Source organism: Collinsella aerofaciens (assembly GCF_964283865.1).
Classification (GTDB): Bacteria; Actinomycetota; Coriobacteriia; order Coriobacteriales; family Coriobacteriaceae; genus Collinsella.
In genome coordinates this window covers 156,306-169,953 of record NZ_CAXYLS010000001.1, presented here as the reverse complement: position 1 = coordinate 169,953, position 13,648 = coordinate 156,306, and the positions used below count along the sequence as shown (strand labels likewise).

Here is a 13,648-nt window from a genome sequence, read left to right as displayed (position 1 = left end):
GGGCCGATCAACGGCTTAAATGAGGAGGCCAAGATGGAACAGAGAGTTGCAATCACCGGCATCGGTGCCGTATCGCCGCTCGGCAACACGGCGCTTGCCACTTGGGCGGCTATGTGCGCCGGCACGTGCGGTATCGGCCCGATCACGCACTTCGATACGGATGCGTTTGCTGTCAAGGTGGCGGCCGAGGTCAAGGGCTTTGACGGCAACGAGTACTTTGGTAAGCACGATGCCAAGCACCTCGACCCCTGCGTTCAGTTTGCGATGGCGGCTTCGGACGAGGCCATGCACGATGCGGGCCTTGATGTCGAAGATGCCATCGATCGCGAGCGCCTGGGCGTCTACGTGGGTTCAGGCGTGGGCGGCATGCAGACACTCGTCGACAACGTCCACACGATTGCCGATCGAGGGCCTCGCCGTGCATCACCCTATATGATTGCGATGATGATCCCCAACATGGCTTCGGGCAACATCGCGATTCGCCATAAGGCAAAGGGCCCGACCCTACCCGTCGTGACTGCCTGCGCGACTTCTGCCCATGCGGTGGGTGAGGCGTTCCGCGCCATCAAGCACGGCTATGCCGATGCGATCCTCGCGGGCGGCGCCGAGGCCGCAATTATCCCCGATGCCGTTGCGGGCTTTACGTCCTGCCGCGCATTGACCACCAACCCCGATCCCGCGACGGCCTGCCGTCCGTTCGATGCAGACCGCGACGGCTTTGTGATGGGCGAGGGCGCCTGCGTGCTCGTGCTCGAGAGCATGGAACATGCGCAGGCGCGCGGTGCGCACATTTACGCCGAGGTCGTGGGCTACGGCAACACCGATGATGCCTATCACATCACGAGCCCCGATCCCGAGGCTGCCGGCATTGCCCGTGCGATATCGCTGGCGGTGGCCGAGGGCGACGTTAAGCCTTCCGAGGGCCTCTACATCAACGCTCACGGCACCTCGACCAAGCTCAACGATTCGTCCGAGACGGCGGGCATCAAGCGAGCACTCGGCGAGGACGCGGCGCGCGCCGCATATGTCTCGTCGACCAAGTCGATGACCGGTCACATGATCGGTGCCACGGGTGCCATCGAGGTCATGGCCTGCGCCATGGCGCTCGAGCAGGGCGTGGTGCCGCCGACCATTAACTACCACACACCCGATCCCGCCTGCGATCTTGACTACACGCCCGATCGCGCGGTTCGCGCCGACCTTACCTGGGCGCTTTCGACCAATCTGGGCTTTGGCGGACACAACGCCGCCATCGCGCTGCGTAGATATACGAGGAGCTAGAGCATGGATTCCAAAAGACTTGCCGAGATAGCCGATGTTATGGAGGACCGCGGCCTCACGCGTGTACGCGTTGAGGAGCCCGATGGCACCGCGGTCGAACTCGAGCGCGCGAGTGCGGCGCAGCCGGTTGCCATGCCCATGCCTATGCCGGGTGCCGTGACTGCTCCGGCGGTGGCTCCTGTCGCCATGCCTGCCGCCGCGCCGGAGCCCGCCGCGCAGGCGCCTGCCGCCGCACCGGAGCCCAAGGGCACCGAGGTGACCGCTCCCATGGTCGGCGTTTTCTATGCTGCCCCGGCGCCGGGCGACGAGCCGTTTGTGCACGTGGGCTCCAAGGTCAAGGCCGGTGAGACCCTCTGCATCATCGAGGCCATGAAGGTTCTCAACGAGGTAACGGCCGAGGCAGACGGCGAGGTGCTCGAGATCTGCGTGGCCGACGGCGACCTCGTGGAGTTCGGCAGTTGCCTTATGAGGATCGGATAGGTGATATCCATGAACAAAGAAGAGCTTAAAGAACTGTTGCCGCATCGCGAACCGATGCTTTTGCTCGACGAGGCCGAGCTGGTGGGCGACGAGGCCCACGGCAAGATCACGATCACGGGCGACGAGTACTTTTTGCAGGGGCATTTTCCGGGAAACCCGGTCGTCCCCGGCGTGATTCAGTGCGAGATGCTCGCCCAGAACTGCTGCGTGCTGCTGATGGGCGATGAGGAGGCACGCGGCGCGACGCCGTTCTATACGAGTCTCGATAAGGTGCGCTTTAAGCGTCCGGTGCGCCCGGGCGACACGGTTGATCTGGTGTGCACCATCACGCGTGCGCGCGGACCGTTCCGCTTTGCGACGGGTACTGCGAGCGTCAACGGTGAGGTTTGCTGCCGTGCCGATATGTCTTTTGCACTCATGCACGAAAAGTAGGGAAGTCTTCATGTTCGACAAAGTGCTCATCGCCAATCGAGGCGAAGTCGCGGTCCGTGTTATCCGCGCGTGCCGCGATATGGGCATCAAGACCGTCGCTGTATATTCCACGGCCGATGCGGACGCGCTACACGTGCAGCTTGCCGACGAGGCGTATTGCATCGGCGGCCCGCGTCTTGCCGAGAGCTACCTCAACGACGATGCCGTGCTCACCTGTGCCGTAAAGTCGGGCGCCAAGGCAATTCATCCCGGGTATGGCTTTTTCTCCGAGAAGGCGAGCTTCGTGCGCGACTGCGACAAGTATGGCCTGACGTTTGTCGGTCCTTCGGCCGAGGTGATCGACAGCATGGGCGACAAGGACGCCGCGCGTCGAACGGCTGCCGCGGCGGGCGTGCCCATCGTACCGGGCTGCGATTTGCTCAAAAGCCCCGAGGAGGCGACGGCCGAGGCCGAGCGCATCGGCTGCCCCGTGCTCATCAAGGCGCGTGCGGGTGGCGGCGGTCGCGGCATTCGCAAGGTCGAGCGCGTGGAAGACGCGGCAAAAGCGTTTATCGAGGCGCGTGCCGAGGGCGAGGCCGTTTTTGGCGACGGTGAGTGCTACATGGAGAAGTTCGTCGCGCCGGCGCACCATGTCGAGGTGCAGATTATGGCCGATAAGCAGGGCCATGTGTTTTCGCTCGGCGAGCGCGAGTGCTCGGTACAGCGTCGCAACCAAAAGCTGATCGAGGAGAGCCCCGCGCCGTGCCTCGACGGACACGACGACATTCGCGCGCGCATGCACAAGGCCGCGCGCGACCTGGCTCGTGCCGTTGGCTATGAGGGCGCCGGCACCATCGAGTTCCTGTATTCGGACGACGGCAATTTCTACTTTATGGAAATGAACACGCGTCTGCAGGTTGAGCATCCGGTCACGGAGTTTGTGACCGATACCGACTTGGTCAAGTGGCAGCTGCGCGTGGCCGCCGGCCAGTCCCTGCCCTTTGAGCAGGAGGACGTACCGGTCCGCAACCACGCCATGGAGTGCCGCATCAATGCCGAAACGCCGGACTTTCTGCCGTCATGCGGAACGGTCACCGCATTGCGTGTGCCGGGTGGTCCGCGCGTGCGCTGGGATTCCGCCATGTTCACCGGTGCAAACGTTCCGCCGTACTACGACTCCATGCTCGGCAAGCTCATCGTGTGTGCGCCCACGCGTGACGGCGCCATTCGCAAGATGCGCTCGGCCCTGGGCGAGCTCGTGATCGAGGGCGTGAGCGAAAACAGCGAGCTTCAGCTCGACGTGCTGGCAAACGAAGAGTTCTTGTCGGGCATGTATCACACCGATCTGATGGGGCATCTCTATGCTGATGAATAGAAAAGCGAAGACGGTCAACGTCCTCGAGGGGCCGATGACCGAGTCGTGCGCCGAGTTTCCCGCGCGCCACGTGTTTATCAAGTGCCCGGAGTGCCGCCGTGTGATCGATGAGGCGCGCCTGCACGACAACCTCGAGGTCTGCCCTCGTTGCGGCAAGCACTTTCGCGTGAGCGGGCGCGACCGTATGCGCATGACGGTCGACGAGGGCACGTTTGAGGAATGGGATGCTAATCTGGCGTCGGAGGACTTCCTCTCGTTTCCCGGTTATGCCGACAAACTCAAGAGCGTGAGCGAGCGTTCGGGCGAGCGCGATGCCGTTGTGTGCGGCAGGGGCAAAATCTGCGGTTGCGATACAGCTCTCTTCTTTATGGATGCCAACTTTATGATGGGCTCGATGGGTTCCGTGGTGGGCGAGAAGATCTGTCGCACATTTGAGCATGCGACCGAGCTGGGATTGCCAGTTGTCGGCTTTACCGTTTCGGGCGGTGCGCGCATGCAAGAGGGCGTGACATCGCTTATGCAGATGGCCAAGATTTCTGCGGCAGTTAGGCGCCACAGCGAGGTGGGCGGCCTGTATATCACGGTGCTCACCGACCCCACGACCGGAGGCGTAACCGCGAGCTTTGCCATGGAGGGCGACATTATCCTGGCCGAGCCCGATGCCCTGACGGCATTTGCCGGCCCGCGCGTGATCGAGCAGAACATGCACAAGCGCCTGCCCAAGGGATTCCAGCGCTCCGAGTTTTTGCTGGAGCACGGCTTTTGCGATGCCGTTGTTCCGCGTGGCGAGATTGCGCTCACGGTAGGCGAGCTGCTGGCGCTGCACGAAGGGCACGCGCCCGGCCTGGGGGCACCGCATGAGATCGTGCATACGGGTCGCCGCGGCAAAAAGTTGGGACACTTGTTCAAGCGCTCGGCCGCGCCAAAAACCGCGCTCGAGATTGTCAGGCAGACCCGCTCGGCAGATCGCGCCACGGCAGGCGAGATGATCTCGCTGGGCCTGGACGGATTTGTGGAGCTGCACGGCGACCGCTACTTTGGCGACGACGCTGCTGTGGTGGCTGGCATTGGCTGGAAAGACGGATGCCCCGTAACGGTCGTCGCCATCGAGCGCGGCACCACGACCAAAGAGCGCATGCGTCGCAACTTTGGTATGGCACATCCCGAGGGCTACCGCAAAGCGCGTCGCCTTATGCGCCAGGCCGAAAAGTTTGGTCGACCGGTTCTGTGCCTGGTCGATACTTCGGGTGCGTTTTGCGGCATCGGTGCCGAGGAGCGCGGCCAGGGCGAGGCGATTGCCCAGAATCTCATGGAGATGAGCGGCCTTAAGACGCCGATTGTCTCGGTGGTGACAGGCGAGGGCGGCTCTGGTGGCGCGCTGGCGCTATCCGTGGCCGACCGCATCCTGATGCTCTCGAGCTCGGCCTATTCGGTCGTGAGCCCCGAGGCCTGTGCGTCGATCCTGTGGAAGGATACCGACCGCGCGAATGAGGCCGCCGAGGCGCTTAAGCTCACAGCCCCCGATCTGCTGGCGCTCGGCATCATCGACGGCATTGTTGACGATAGGGGCCTGTCGCATGAGGAGATCGCCGGTGCCGTCATGTCCTCGGCATTTGATGCCTTCGATACGCTTGGGCAGCTCGACGACGCGGCCCTCACAAACCTCCGCTACGAAAAGTACCGCGCAATCGGTCGGTACCGCACGATGTGACAAAGGGGCAGTCCGCATGTCACATTGGGAAAGGCGTTCCATGTCACAAGTTACTAACACCTCGTTCACAACGACGGTCTCATCAAACGCCATGGCCGTGGTGGACTATCTGTCCAAAAGCATGATGTCGGCGCTGCCGTTTATTGTCTGCGCGGCGTTGTTCCGCACCGTCGCCGTCATTATGGGCGAAGGCATGCTGGGCCTGTGGTCTGCCGATTCCGAAATCTATCGCCTGTTCTACAGTTGGCTCTATAACGCCGGCTACTACTTTTTGCCCATTTATCTTGGTTGGGCGGCCGCCCGCCAGCTCGGTTGCTCGGAGCAGCTGGGCATGATGCTGGGCGGCGTATTGATTGCGCCTGATCTGCTTAAGCTCGTCGATGCCGCATCGACGACGGGGGCATCGATGACTTCCGTGTATGGTCTGCTTCCCGCGCCGGCCAACGATTACACGACGACTGTTATTCCGGTTCTCATCTCGGTGCCCGTGCTATGGCGAGTGGAGTGTTTCTTTTCGCGCATTATCCCTCAGGCCGTGGCGTTTTCGTTCGTTCCGTTTGCGACCATGCTTGTCATGGTTCCGGTTTCGTTGTGTATCACGGCGCCGGCGGGCAGCTATCTGGGCATGCTGTTGGGCCAGCTTATGTTTATGCTTGGCAATTCCGGTGCCATCGTGTCGCTGCTCACGCTCATGGGGCTTGCCGCGGGTTGGGAGTTTCTTAAGATCGCGGGTATCAGCAACGTTGTCCTATCGCTTGCGTACGCGCAGTTTATGAGTGTGGGAACGGATTCGTGCATCCTGATTGCCGCGACGATGGCGACGTTCGCCGTTTGGGGCATGCCTTTTGGCGCGTCGCTTCGCGTTGCGGATAAGGACGAGAAGGCGCTCATGCTGGGCTATTCAATCTCGGGTGTTCTTGGCGGCGTAAGCGAGCCGGCGCTGTACGGTTGCGGCTTTAAATATGGCAGGTGCCTGACGTGCATGGCCATTGGCGGCGCCGTCGGAGGCCTTGTTGCGGCCGTGGGCCACGTTACGGCCTATACCATCGGCATGACGAATGTCCTCATGGTCATTGGCTTTGCCACAGGTGGTTTTTCGAACCTGGTGTGGTGCTGCGTTGCCGGCGGTGTGGCATTTGCGGTGTCTGCGGCGCTGAGCTACTGCTTTGGCGTGGTGCCGGCGAAGGGGCAGGTGGCAGAAGACGAAGCCGATTCGCCCGAAACCTCGAAGAGCGTGGCCGAGGCAAGCGCATAAATCGATTGACAAAGGGGCAGTCCCGCATGTCACATTCCAAGGCCGTGGCCCGTGTGGGCGCGGCCTTTTTGTATCTGGAGGACAAAGTGGCTACACTACAATCCGTTTGAGCAATAGATATATAGGTAGTACCGTGGGGGCGGATGTAGATGGTCGAGTGGATTGTTAAGCGCGCACAGGGTGACCGTGCGCGCGTGGGCACGTTGGCGGGCGTGGTGTGCATTATCGCCAATGTGGCACTTTGCGCTGCAAAGGGCGCAATTGGCGTGCTGTCGGGGTCGGTTTCGATTGTGGCAGACGCCATGAACAACCTGTCCGACGCCAGCTCAAACATCGTGAGCGTGCTTGGCTTTAAGCTGGCGAGTAAGCCCGCCGACCCCGAGCATCCTTACGGCCACGGTCGCTACGAGTACCTCTCGGGTCTAGTCGTGGCGGCGCTCGTGCTGCTGATTGGCGTTGAGCTGGTGAAGTCGTCGGTGGAGCGAATTGTCAACCCCGAGCCTGTCGAGTTCTCGCTTGCCCTGGTGGCGGTTCTAGTGCTTTCGATGGTCGTAAAACTCTGGATGGCGGCCCTCAACCAAAAGCTCGGCGATCGCATTGAGTCCGAGACGCTGCATGCGACCGCGCAGGATTCCAAGAACGATGTCCTTGCCACAGGCGCTGTGCTGGTGTGCGCAATTGTTTCACAGGTGACGCACATCAATCTTGACGCATGGGTCGGCCTTGCCGTTGGCGCCTATATTGGCTGGAGCGGTTTTGAACTCATCCAGGATACGGTGAGCCCGCTTTTGGGCCAGACGCCCGATCCTAAGCTGGTCAAGCACATTCGAGACAAGATCATGAGCTACCCCGGCGTTTTGGGCGTTCACGATCTGATGGTTCACGACTACGGCCCGGGCAGGAAGTTCGCAAGCGCTCACGCTGAGATGGCAGCCGAGGCAAGCCCGCTGGAAAGTCACGACACGCTCGATAACATCGAGCAGTCGTTTAGGAACGAAGACGGCATGATTGTCACACTTCACTACGACCCCATCGTGACCGACGATCCAAAGGTGGCGAGCATGCGCTTGCGCATCAACGCTATGGCTCAAGAGATCGATAGCCGCCTTTCGATTCATGATTTGCGCTGCGTGCCGGGCCCCACGCACACCAACGTGATTTTTGACTGCGTGCGTCCCTCGGATCTGCAGATGAGTGCCGAAGACGTAAAGCACGCGCTGGTACAACGGGTCGAATCGGAATATCCCAAGTCGATTGCCAAGATTACGATCGACGAAGACTACGTAGGGCATACCCACGAGTAGGGCCGAGCCGATAAAGCAAATGATGCAGAAGGGGAGAGCATGAAGAAGCTATATCTACTCCGCCACGGCCAGACAGAATTCAACGTCAAAAAGCTGGTCCAGGGCCGCTGCGATTCACCGCTGACCGACCTGGGCCGCAAACAAGCGGGAATGGCAGCCGCATGGCTCAAAGCCCACGGCGTCGTCCCCGACAAAGTGGTCTCATCACCCTTAGGCCGAGCCATGAACACGGCAAGTCTCGTCGCATACGAACTCCTCGGTCCGGACGCCGCAGTCGAGCCCTGCGAAGGCATCATCGAGCGCAGCTACGGCTCCTTCGAAGAGGGCCCGCACGACGCGCTACCTACCGACGTCTGGGATCCCGGCGAGGATCTGGTCCCCTTCGGAGGAGAAGGAAGCCGCGCGCTGCAAGAGCGCATGGTAGGCACCCTCACCAATCTCATGGACTCCGAGGGCATCGAAACCCTCCTAGCAGTAAGCCACGGCAGCGCCAGCCGCCAATTCATCAAGGCTGCAGCTCCAGAGGGCTTCGAGCTCCCAGCAAAACTCCCCAACTGCGCCATCATGATTTTCGATTTCGATGAGGCAAAGCTACAAGCAGAAGGCGAGCCAATGCAATGTAAGTTCACCCTCCAGCAAATAGTGGACCCCCAACAAAGTAATTAGCTGAGCGAGCAGAGTTAAGCAGACATCAACGTGTCGTCTCCCGAGCACGGCGGAGGGCCGGAGAAATATATTAAGGTCATCGCGAGTTCCGCACGCAAAGGAGAGCACTTAATGTGCTCTCCGTCTTGCGCAGGACTGTAGAGCAGGGACCTTAATATATTTCTCCGGCCCTCCGCCGTGCTCGGGAGCCATCCACGCACTTTACCTGCGTGAACAATGTGAGTGAAATATGAATCTCGATGGATACGCCCGCAGCCGTGTATACTAAACAGCTGTGTGAAACCAGGGGAGTATTCTGACTGGACAAAATGCCTGCTTAATAGGGTTGTCAGGTAGTCCGGGCGTAATACAAGACTGGGGAGCACGTCGTGTAAGTAGTGGTCCTCTAGGGGCGTACGCTCGGTGGTGTACGCATTGTCCCAAGACCACGCGAGAGTTGGGATCATATCTTGATCAGCATGATTCTCGGCCGCAAGATTGGCATGACCCAGGTTTGGGACGAGGACGATAACGTCGTTCCCGTCACGGTCATCCAGGCTGGCCCCTGCGCTGTCTCGCAGGTTAAAACTCAGGCAACCGACGGCTATGACGCCGTCCAGATCGGTTTCGGCGACATCAAGGCCAAGAACGTGAACAAGCCCATGGCTGGTCACTTCGCCAAGGCTGGCGTCGAGCCTGTCCGCTTCCTTCGTGAGGTCCGTGTCGAGAACGGCGAGGAGCACAAGGTCGGCGAGGTCGTCACCGTCGCTGATTTCGCTGATGTCGAGAAGGTCGACGTCATCGGTACCTCCAAGGGTAAGGGCTTCCAGGGTCGCATCAAGCGCTGGGGTCAGCGCCGCGGTCCTATGACGCATGGTTCTCACTTCCAGCGTCACCCCGGTTCTATCGGTCAGTGCGCCTATCCTGCGCGCGTCCTCAAGGGCGTCAAGATGGCCGGTCACATGGGTAACGAGCGCGTTACCGTCAAGAACCTTTCCGTTGTCCGCATCGATGCCGAGCAGAACCTCATCTTGGTCAAGGGCGCTGTCCCGGGTGCCAAGAATGGTCTCGTCGCCATCCGTATGGCCTAAGGGCCCAGCCCATTTAGCCCAGCGTCATACCAAGGAGAACACTTAAATGGCAAAGTTTGAAGTAAAGAACAGCGAGGGCAAGAAGGTCGCCGAGGCCGAGCTCGCCGCTGAGGTGTACGGCATCGAGCCGAACATCCACGTTATGCACCACATCGTCAAGTGCCAGATGGCCTCTTGGCGTCAGGGCACCCAGTCCGCTAAGGGCCGCTCTGAGGTTTCCGGTGGCGGCAAGAAGCCTTGGCGTCAGAAGGGCACCGGCCGTGCCCGCCAGGGTTCCATCCGTGCTGCCCAGTGGCGTCACGGTGGCGTTGTCTTCGCCCCCAAGCCCCGTTCCTACGCTAAGCGTATGAACAACAAGGAGGTCAAGCTGGCTATGCGCTCCGCGCTGTCCGCCAAGCTGGCCGATGGCGAGCTCGTGCTCGTCGACGACTACGGCTTCGAGAAGCCTTCCACCAAGGCTGCCGTCGCCATGCTCAAGGCTCTCGGCCTTGAGGGCAAGCGTCTGACCATCATCGTTCGCGATGAGGACGTCAACGCCTACCTGTCGTTCCGCAACATTCCCAAGACGTTCATCATCACTGCCGACGAGGCCAACACCTACGATCTCGTCAACAACAACGCTGTGCTGATGCCCGCCGACATCGCCGCTCACTTCGGGGAGGTGCTTGCATAAATGACCGCCCACGAGATCATCATCCGTCCGATCGTGTCCGAGCGTTCCTTCTCCGGCATGGAGCTGAACAAGTACACGTTCGAGGTCGCCAAGGATGCTAACAAGTATCAGATCAAGGACGCTGTCGAGGAGATTTTCGGCGTCAAGGTCGTTCGCGTGAACACCCTGACGGTCAAGCCCAAGACCAAGCGCGTGCGCTATGTCGCCGGCAAGACCCGTTCTTGGAAGAAGGCCATCGTCACGCTGGCCGAGGGCGACACCATCGAGGTCTTTGGCAACCAGGCCTAAGACTCGCTGCTGTTGAGTGAGCTCATGCCTCCCAAATAGGGGAGGCGGGAGCTCAAGGTTTTGGGCGTATAAAATGGACACGCCCGGAACCGTGTATACGTCCGGTGTCATCGCACCCGAGGCAGAACCTCGAATCCCTGTCTGCGATGGCTAACGGATTCCTATTGAAAGGGATTGTAATGGCTGTAAAGCACCTTAAGCCGACCTCCGCTGGTAGGCGTTGGCAGACGATCTCCGATTTCTCCGAGATCACCTGCACCAAGCCCGAGAAGTCTCTTCTCGAGCCCCTGCCCAAGAAGGCCGGTCGTAACAACAACGGCCGCATCACCACCCGCCACCAGGGCGGCGGCGTGAAGCGTCGTTACCGCGTGATCGACTTCAAGCGCAACAAGGACGGCGTGCCCGCCAAGGTTGCCACGATCGAGTACGATCCGAACCGTTCCGCTCGCATCGCTCTGCTGCACTACGCTGACGGTGAGAAGCGCTACATCCTGGCCCCCAAGGGCCTCGAGGTCGGTCAGACCATCATGTCCGGTTCTGACGCCGACATCAAGCCGGGCAACGCTCTGCCCCTCGCCGACATCCCCGTCGGTACGCTCATCCACGCCGTCGAGTTCCAGCCGGGCAAGGGCGCCGCTATCGCTCGTTCCGCCGGTAACTCCTGCCAGCTGATGGGTAAGGAGGGCAAGTACGCTATCGTCCGTATGCCTTCCTCCGAGATGCGCCGCATCCTCGTTACCTGCCGCGCCACCGTCGGTGAGGTCGGCAACGCCGATCACGCCAACATCGTCATCGGCAAGGCCGGCCGTAAGCGTCACATGAACGTGCGCCCGACCGTCCGCGGTACCGTCATGAACCCTGTCGACCACCCGCACGGCGGTGGCGAGGGCAAGAACCACACCTCTGGTCGTCCCTCTGTTACCCCCTGGGGTAAGCCGACGAAGGGCCTTCGTACGCGCAAGAAGAAGAAGGTCTCGAACCAGCACATCATTCGTCGCCGTAAGAAGTAATTTCGGATACCGAGTTTTAGGAGAAAGCACTTATGAGCAGAAGTCTCAAAAAGGGCCCGTTCGTGGAGACTCGCCTTCTCTCGCGTATCACCGCGATGAACGAGGCTGGCAAGAAGGACGTCGTGAAGACCTGGTCTCGCGCGTCCACCATCTTCCCCGAGATGGTTGGTCACACCATCGCCGTCCACGACGGCCGCAAGCATGTGCCCGTGTATGTTACCGAGTCCATGGTTGGTCACAAGCTCGGCGAGTTCGCGCCGACTCGTACGTTCCGTGGCCACAAGGCCAAATAGGGGGTTAACCGTAAATGGCAACTAAGTCTATTGAAACTGAGGCCACCGAGGTTCGCGCCGTCGCTAAGTACGTGCGTGTTTCCCCCAGCAAGGCCCGCCTGGTGGTCGATCTGATCCGCCGCAAGCCTGTCGCTCAGGCCTTCGACATCCTCCACTTCTGCGACCGCGCCGTCGCCGTGGATGTCGAGAAGGTTCTCCGTTCCGCCGTTGCGAACGCCGAGAACAACAACGGTCTGCGTGCCGACAACCTGGTTGTCGCCGCTGCCTATGTTGACGAGGGTCCGACGCTTAAGCGCATCCGTCCCCGCGCCAAGGGTTCCGCTTCTCGCATTCTGAAGCGTACTTCCCACATCACCGTCGTCGTTGCTCCTCGAAAGGAGGCGTAAAGCTGTATGGGTCAGAAAGTCTACCCCACCGGCTTCCGTCTTGGCATCACCGAGAACTGGCGCTCCCGCTGGTTCGCAGAGAAGGATTACGCTAAGACCCTCGGTAACGATCTCGAGATCCGCAAGTACCTCGAGAAGCGTCTTTCCCGCGCAGCTGTCTCCCGCGTCGAGATCGAGCGCGCTGGCGACAAGGTGAAGGTCATCATCCTCACCGCTCGCCCCGGCGTTGTCATCGGTAAGAAGGGTGCCGAGATCGATACCCTCCGCACTGAGCTCGAGAAGGTCGCTGGCGTCTCCAAGGGCCAGCTCTCCGTCGACGTTGTCGAGATCAAGCGCCCCGAGCTCGACGCCAACCTCGTTGCTCAGTCTATCGCCGAGCAGCTCGAGGGCCGCGTTGCCTTCCGTCGCGCTATGCGCAAGGCTGTCCAGTCCGCCCGCAAGGCCGGCGCTAAGGGCATCCGTATCCAGTGCTCCGGTCGTCTCGGCGGTGCCGAGATGGGCCGTCGTGAGTGGTACCGTGAGGGTCGCGTGCCTCTGCACACCCTCCGTGCCAAGATCGACTACGGCACGGCTGTCGCCAGCACCACCATGGGCGCTTGCGGCGTGAAGGTCTGGATCTACCTGGGCGAGAAGCTCCCGGGCCAGCCTGTTCCCAACCCTGCACTCGAGGGCTCTTCCCGTCCTCGTCGTCGTAACTCCGAGAGGAGGGGTCAGTAGTGCTTGCCCCTAAGCGTATTCTTCACCGCAAGGTGCAGCGTGGCTCCATGAAGGGCCAGGCCAAGGGTAATACCGAGCTGCATTTCGGCGAGTTTGGTATCCAGGCTCTCGAGGCCCATTGGATCACCAACCGTCAGATCGAGGCCGCTCGTATTGCCATGACCCGCTACATGAAGCGTGGCGGTCGTGTCTACATCACGATCTTCCCCGATAAGCCCATCACCAAGAAGCCTGCCGAGACTCGCATGGGTTCTGGTAAGGGTAACCCCGAGGAGTGGGTGGCCGTCGTCAAGCCCGGCCGCATCATGTTCGAGGTCAAGGGCGTGCCCGAGGAGGTCGCTCGCGAGGCTCTGCGTCTTGCACAGCACAAGCTTCCCATCAAGACCAAGATTGTTGCTGCTAAGAACGCTGAGCAGCGCATCGAGAAGGAGATGGCTGAGGAGGCCGCTCTCGAGGCCAAGTGGGCTGCTGAGGACGCCGCCGCCGCCAAGGAGGAGAACTAATGAAGCCCGCAGAGATTCGTGAGCTCTCGGACGCTCAGCTCGTTGAGAAGCTGAAGGAAATGCGCGCCGAGCTCTTTAACCTTCGTTTCCAGATGGCCACCAGCCAGCTGGACAACACCGCTCGCGTCAACACCGTGAAGAAGGACATCGCTCGCGTCCTCACGGAGCAGCGCGCCCGCGAGATCGCAGCGGAGAAGTCCGCTGTCGCCGAGTAGGACCTAAGGA

Annotated in this window: 16 protein-coding genes and 1 pseudogene; all 17 read left to right on the top strand. The window is 60.9% G+C overall.

The genetic code is table 11. The annotated features are described in order from the left end of the window. The first annotated feature begins 33 nt into the window (after nt 1–33). The 17 genes and pseudogenes from fabF to rpmC all read left to right on the top strand — a co-directional run bounded on the left by fabF (nt 34) and on the right by rpmC (nt 13,638). Nucleotides 34–1,281, top strand: coding sequence for a beta-ketoacyl-ACP synthase II (gene fabF, locus ACRX4W_RS00755; protein ID WP_432298906.1), 1,248 nt, complete (start codon nt 34–36; stop codon nt 1,279–1,281). Nucleotides 1,282–1,284: 3 nt separating this feature from the next. Further along, nucleotides 1,285–1,761, top strand: coding sequence for an acetyl-CoA carboxylase biotin carboxyl carrier protein (gene accB / locus ACRX4W_RS00750; protein ID WP_432298905.1), 477 nt, complete (start codon nt 1,285–1,287; stop codon nt 1,759–1,761). A gap of 9 nt (nt 1,762–1,770) precedes the next feature. Beyond that, nucleotides 1,771–2,193, top strand: a complete 423-nt coding sequence (fabZ, locus tag ACRX4W_RS00745; protein WP_432298904.1) for a 3-hydroxyacyl-ACP dehydratase FabZ — start codon at nt 1,771–1,773, stop codon at nt 2,191–2,193. 10 nt (nt 2,194–2,203) lie between these two features. Continuing rightward, a complete protein-coding gene (locus ACRX4W_RS00740; RefSeq protein ID WP_432298903.1) occupies nt 2,204–3,547 on the top strand; it encodes an acetyl-CoA carboxylase biotin carboxylase subunit in 1,344 nt (447 codons plus the stop codon). After that, entirely contained in the window at nt 3,540–5,258 is a 1,719-nt protein-coding gene (accD, locus tag ACRX4W_RS00735) for an acetyl-CoA carboxylase, carboxyltransferase subunit beta (protein WP_432298902.1), read from the top strand. Before ACRX4W_RS00740 ends, accD begins: the two co-directional genes overlap by 8 nt. A 40-nt stretch (nt 5,259–5,298) precedes the next feature. Beyond that, nucleotides 5,299–6,513: a PTS sugar transporter subunit IIC gene (locus ACRX4W_RS00730; RefSeq protein WP_432298901.1), complete on the top strand. Its 1,215-nt coding sequence runs from the start codon at nt 5,299–5,301 to the stop codon at nt 6,511–6,513. 149 nt (nt 6,514–6,662) lie between these two features. Then, a complete protein-coding gene (locus ACRX4W_RS00725) occupies nt 6,663–7,817 on the top strand; it encodes a cation diffusion facilitator family transporter (RefSeq protein WP_117799715.1) in 1,155 nt (384 codons plus the stop codon). Nucleotides 7,818–7,856: 39 nt separating this feature from the next. After that, nucleotides 7,857–8,483, top strand: coding sequence for a histidine phosphatase family protein (locus ACRX4W_RS00720; RefSeq protein ID WP_432298900.1), 627 nt, complete (start codon nt 7,857–7,859; stop codon nt 8,481–8,483). 449 nt (nt 8,484–8,932) lie between these two features. Continuing rightward, nucleotides 8,933–9,553 (top strand): 50S ribosomal protein L3, encoded by a 621-nt coding sequence (gene rplC / locus ACRX4W_RS00715; protein ID WP_035137484.1) that lies wholly within the window; start codon nt 8,933–8,935, stop codon nt 9,551–9,553. A gap of 46 nt (nt 9,554–9,599) precedes the next feature. Further along, complete coding sequence (gene rplD, locus ACRX4W_RS00710; protein ID WP_006235032.1) at nt 9,600–10,226, top strand: 50S ribosomal protein L4; 627 nt, start codon at nt 9,600–9,602, stop codon at nt 10,224–10,226. After that, nucleotides 10,227–10,514 carry a 50S ribosomal protein L23 gene (gene rplW, locus ACRX4W_RS00705; RefSeq protein WP_022094197.1) on the top strand — a complete coding sequence of 96 codons (288 nt, stop codon included), beginning with the start codon at nt 10,227–10,229 and terminating at the stop codon, nt 10,512–10,514. A 179-nt stretch (nt 10,515–10,693) separates the two neighbouring features. Beyond that, nucleotides 10,694–11,524, top strand: a complete 831-nt coding sequence (gene rplB / locus ACRX4W_RS00700; RefSeq protein WP_055250219.1) for a 50S ribosomal protein L2 — start codon at nt 10,694–10,696, stop codon at nt 11,522–11,524. A gap of 32 nt (nt 11,525–11,556) precedes the next feature. Further along, nucleotides 11,557–11,817: a 30S ribosomal protein S19 gene (gene rpsS, locus ACRX4W_RS00695; RefSeq protein WP_006235035.1), complete on the top strand. Its 261-nt coding sequence runs from the start codon at nt 11,557–11,559 to the stop codon at nt 11,815–11,817. A 14-nt stretch (nt 11,818–11,831) separates the two neighbouring features. Next, complete coding sequence (rplV, locus tag ACRX4W_RS00690) at nt 11,832–12,203, top strand: 50S ribosomal protein L22 (RefSeq protein WP_006235036.1); 372 nt, start codon at nt 11,832–11,834, stop codon at nt 12,201–12,203. A 6-nt stretch (nt 12,204–12,209) separates the two neighbouring features. After that, nucleotides 12,210–12,920, top strand: a complete 711-nt coding sequence (gene rpsC / locus ACRX4W_RS00685; protein WP_006235037.1) for a 30S ribosomal protein S3 — start codon at nt 12,210–12,212, stop codon at nt 12,918–12,920. Beyond that, nucleotides 12,920–13,336: pseudogene (gene rplP, locus ACRX4W_RS00680) on the top strand (50S ribosomal protein L16); the annotation flags it as partial. The gene rpsC and the pseudogene rplP, both read left to right, overlap by 1 nt. Before the next feature lie 86 nt (nt 13,337–13,422). Continuing rightward, nucleotides 13,423–13,638 carry a 50S ribosomal protein L29 gene (gene rpmC, locus ACRX4W_RS00675; protein ID WP_006235039.1) on the top strand — a complete coding sequence of 72 codons (216 nt, stop codon included), beginning with the start codon at nt 13,423–13,425 and terminating at the stop codon, nt 13,636–13,638. The last annotated feature ends 10 nt before the right edge of the window (nt 13,639–13,648 follow it).

Bases quoted from the DNA above. Each gene is read 5' to 3' on its own strand.
- fabF (WP_432298906.1), top strand. From the start codon at position 34: ATGGAACAGAGAGTTGCAATCACCGGCATCGGTGCCGTATCGCCGCTC.
- accB (WP_432298905.1), top strand. From the start codon at position 1,285: ATGGATTCCAAAAGACTTGCCGAGATAGCCGATGTTATGGAGGACCGC.
- fabZ (WP_432298904.1), top strand. From the start codon at position 1,771: ATGAACAAAGAAGAGCTTAAAGAACTGTTGCCGCATCGCGAACCGATG.
- ACRX4W_RS00740 (WP_432298903.1), top strand. From the start codon at position 2,204: ATGTTCGACAAAGTGCTCATCGCCAATCGAGGCGAAGTCGCGGTCCGT.
- accD (WP_432298902.1), top strand. From the start codon at position 3,540: ATGAATAGAAAAGCGAAGACGGTCAACGTCCTCGAGGGGCCGATGACC.
- ACRX4W_RS00730 (WP_432298901.1), top strand. From the start codon at position 5,299: ATGTCACAAGTTACTAACACCTCGTTCACAACGACGGTCTCATCAAAC.
- ACRX4W_RS00725 (WP_117799715.1), top strand. From the start codon at position 6,663: ATGGTCGAGTGGATTGTTAAGCGCGCACAGGGTGACCGTGCGCGCGTG.
- ACRX4W_RS00720 (WP_432298900.1), top strand. From the start codon at position 7,857: ATGAAGAAGCTATATCTACTCCGCCACGGCCAGACAGAATTCAACGTC.
- rplD (WP_006235032.1), top strand. From the start codon at position 9,600: ATGGCAAAGTTTGAAGTAAAGAACAGCGAGGGCAAGAAGGTCGCCGAG.
- rplW (WP_022094197.1), top strand. From the start codon at position 10,227: ATGACCGCCCACGAGATCATCATCCGTCCGATCGTGTCCGAGCGTTCC.
- rplB (WP_055250219.1), top strand. From the start codon at position 10,694: ATGGCTGTAAAGCACCTTAAGCCGACCTCCGCTGGTAGGCGTTGGCAG.
- rpsS (WP_006235035.1), top strand. From the start codon at position 11,557: ATGAGCAGAAGTCTCAAAAAGGGCCCGTTCGTGGAGACTCGCCTTCTC.
- rplV (WP_006235036.1), top strand. From the start codon at position 11,832: ATGGCAACTAAGTCTATTGAAACTGAGGCCACCGAGGTTCGCGCCGTC.
- rpsC (WP_006235037.1), top strand. From the start codon at position 12,210: ATGGGTCAGAAAGTCTACCCCACCGGCTTCCGTCTTGGCATCACCGAG.
- rpmC (WP_006235039.1), top strand. From the start codon at position 13,423: ATGAAGCCCGCAGAGATTCGTGAGCTCTCGGACGCTCAGCTCGTTGAG.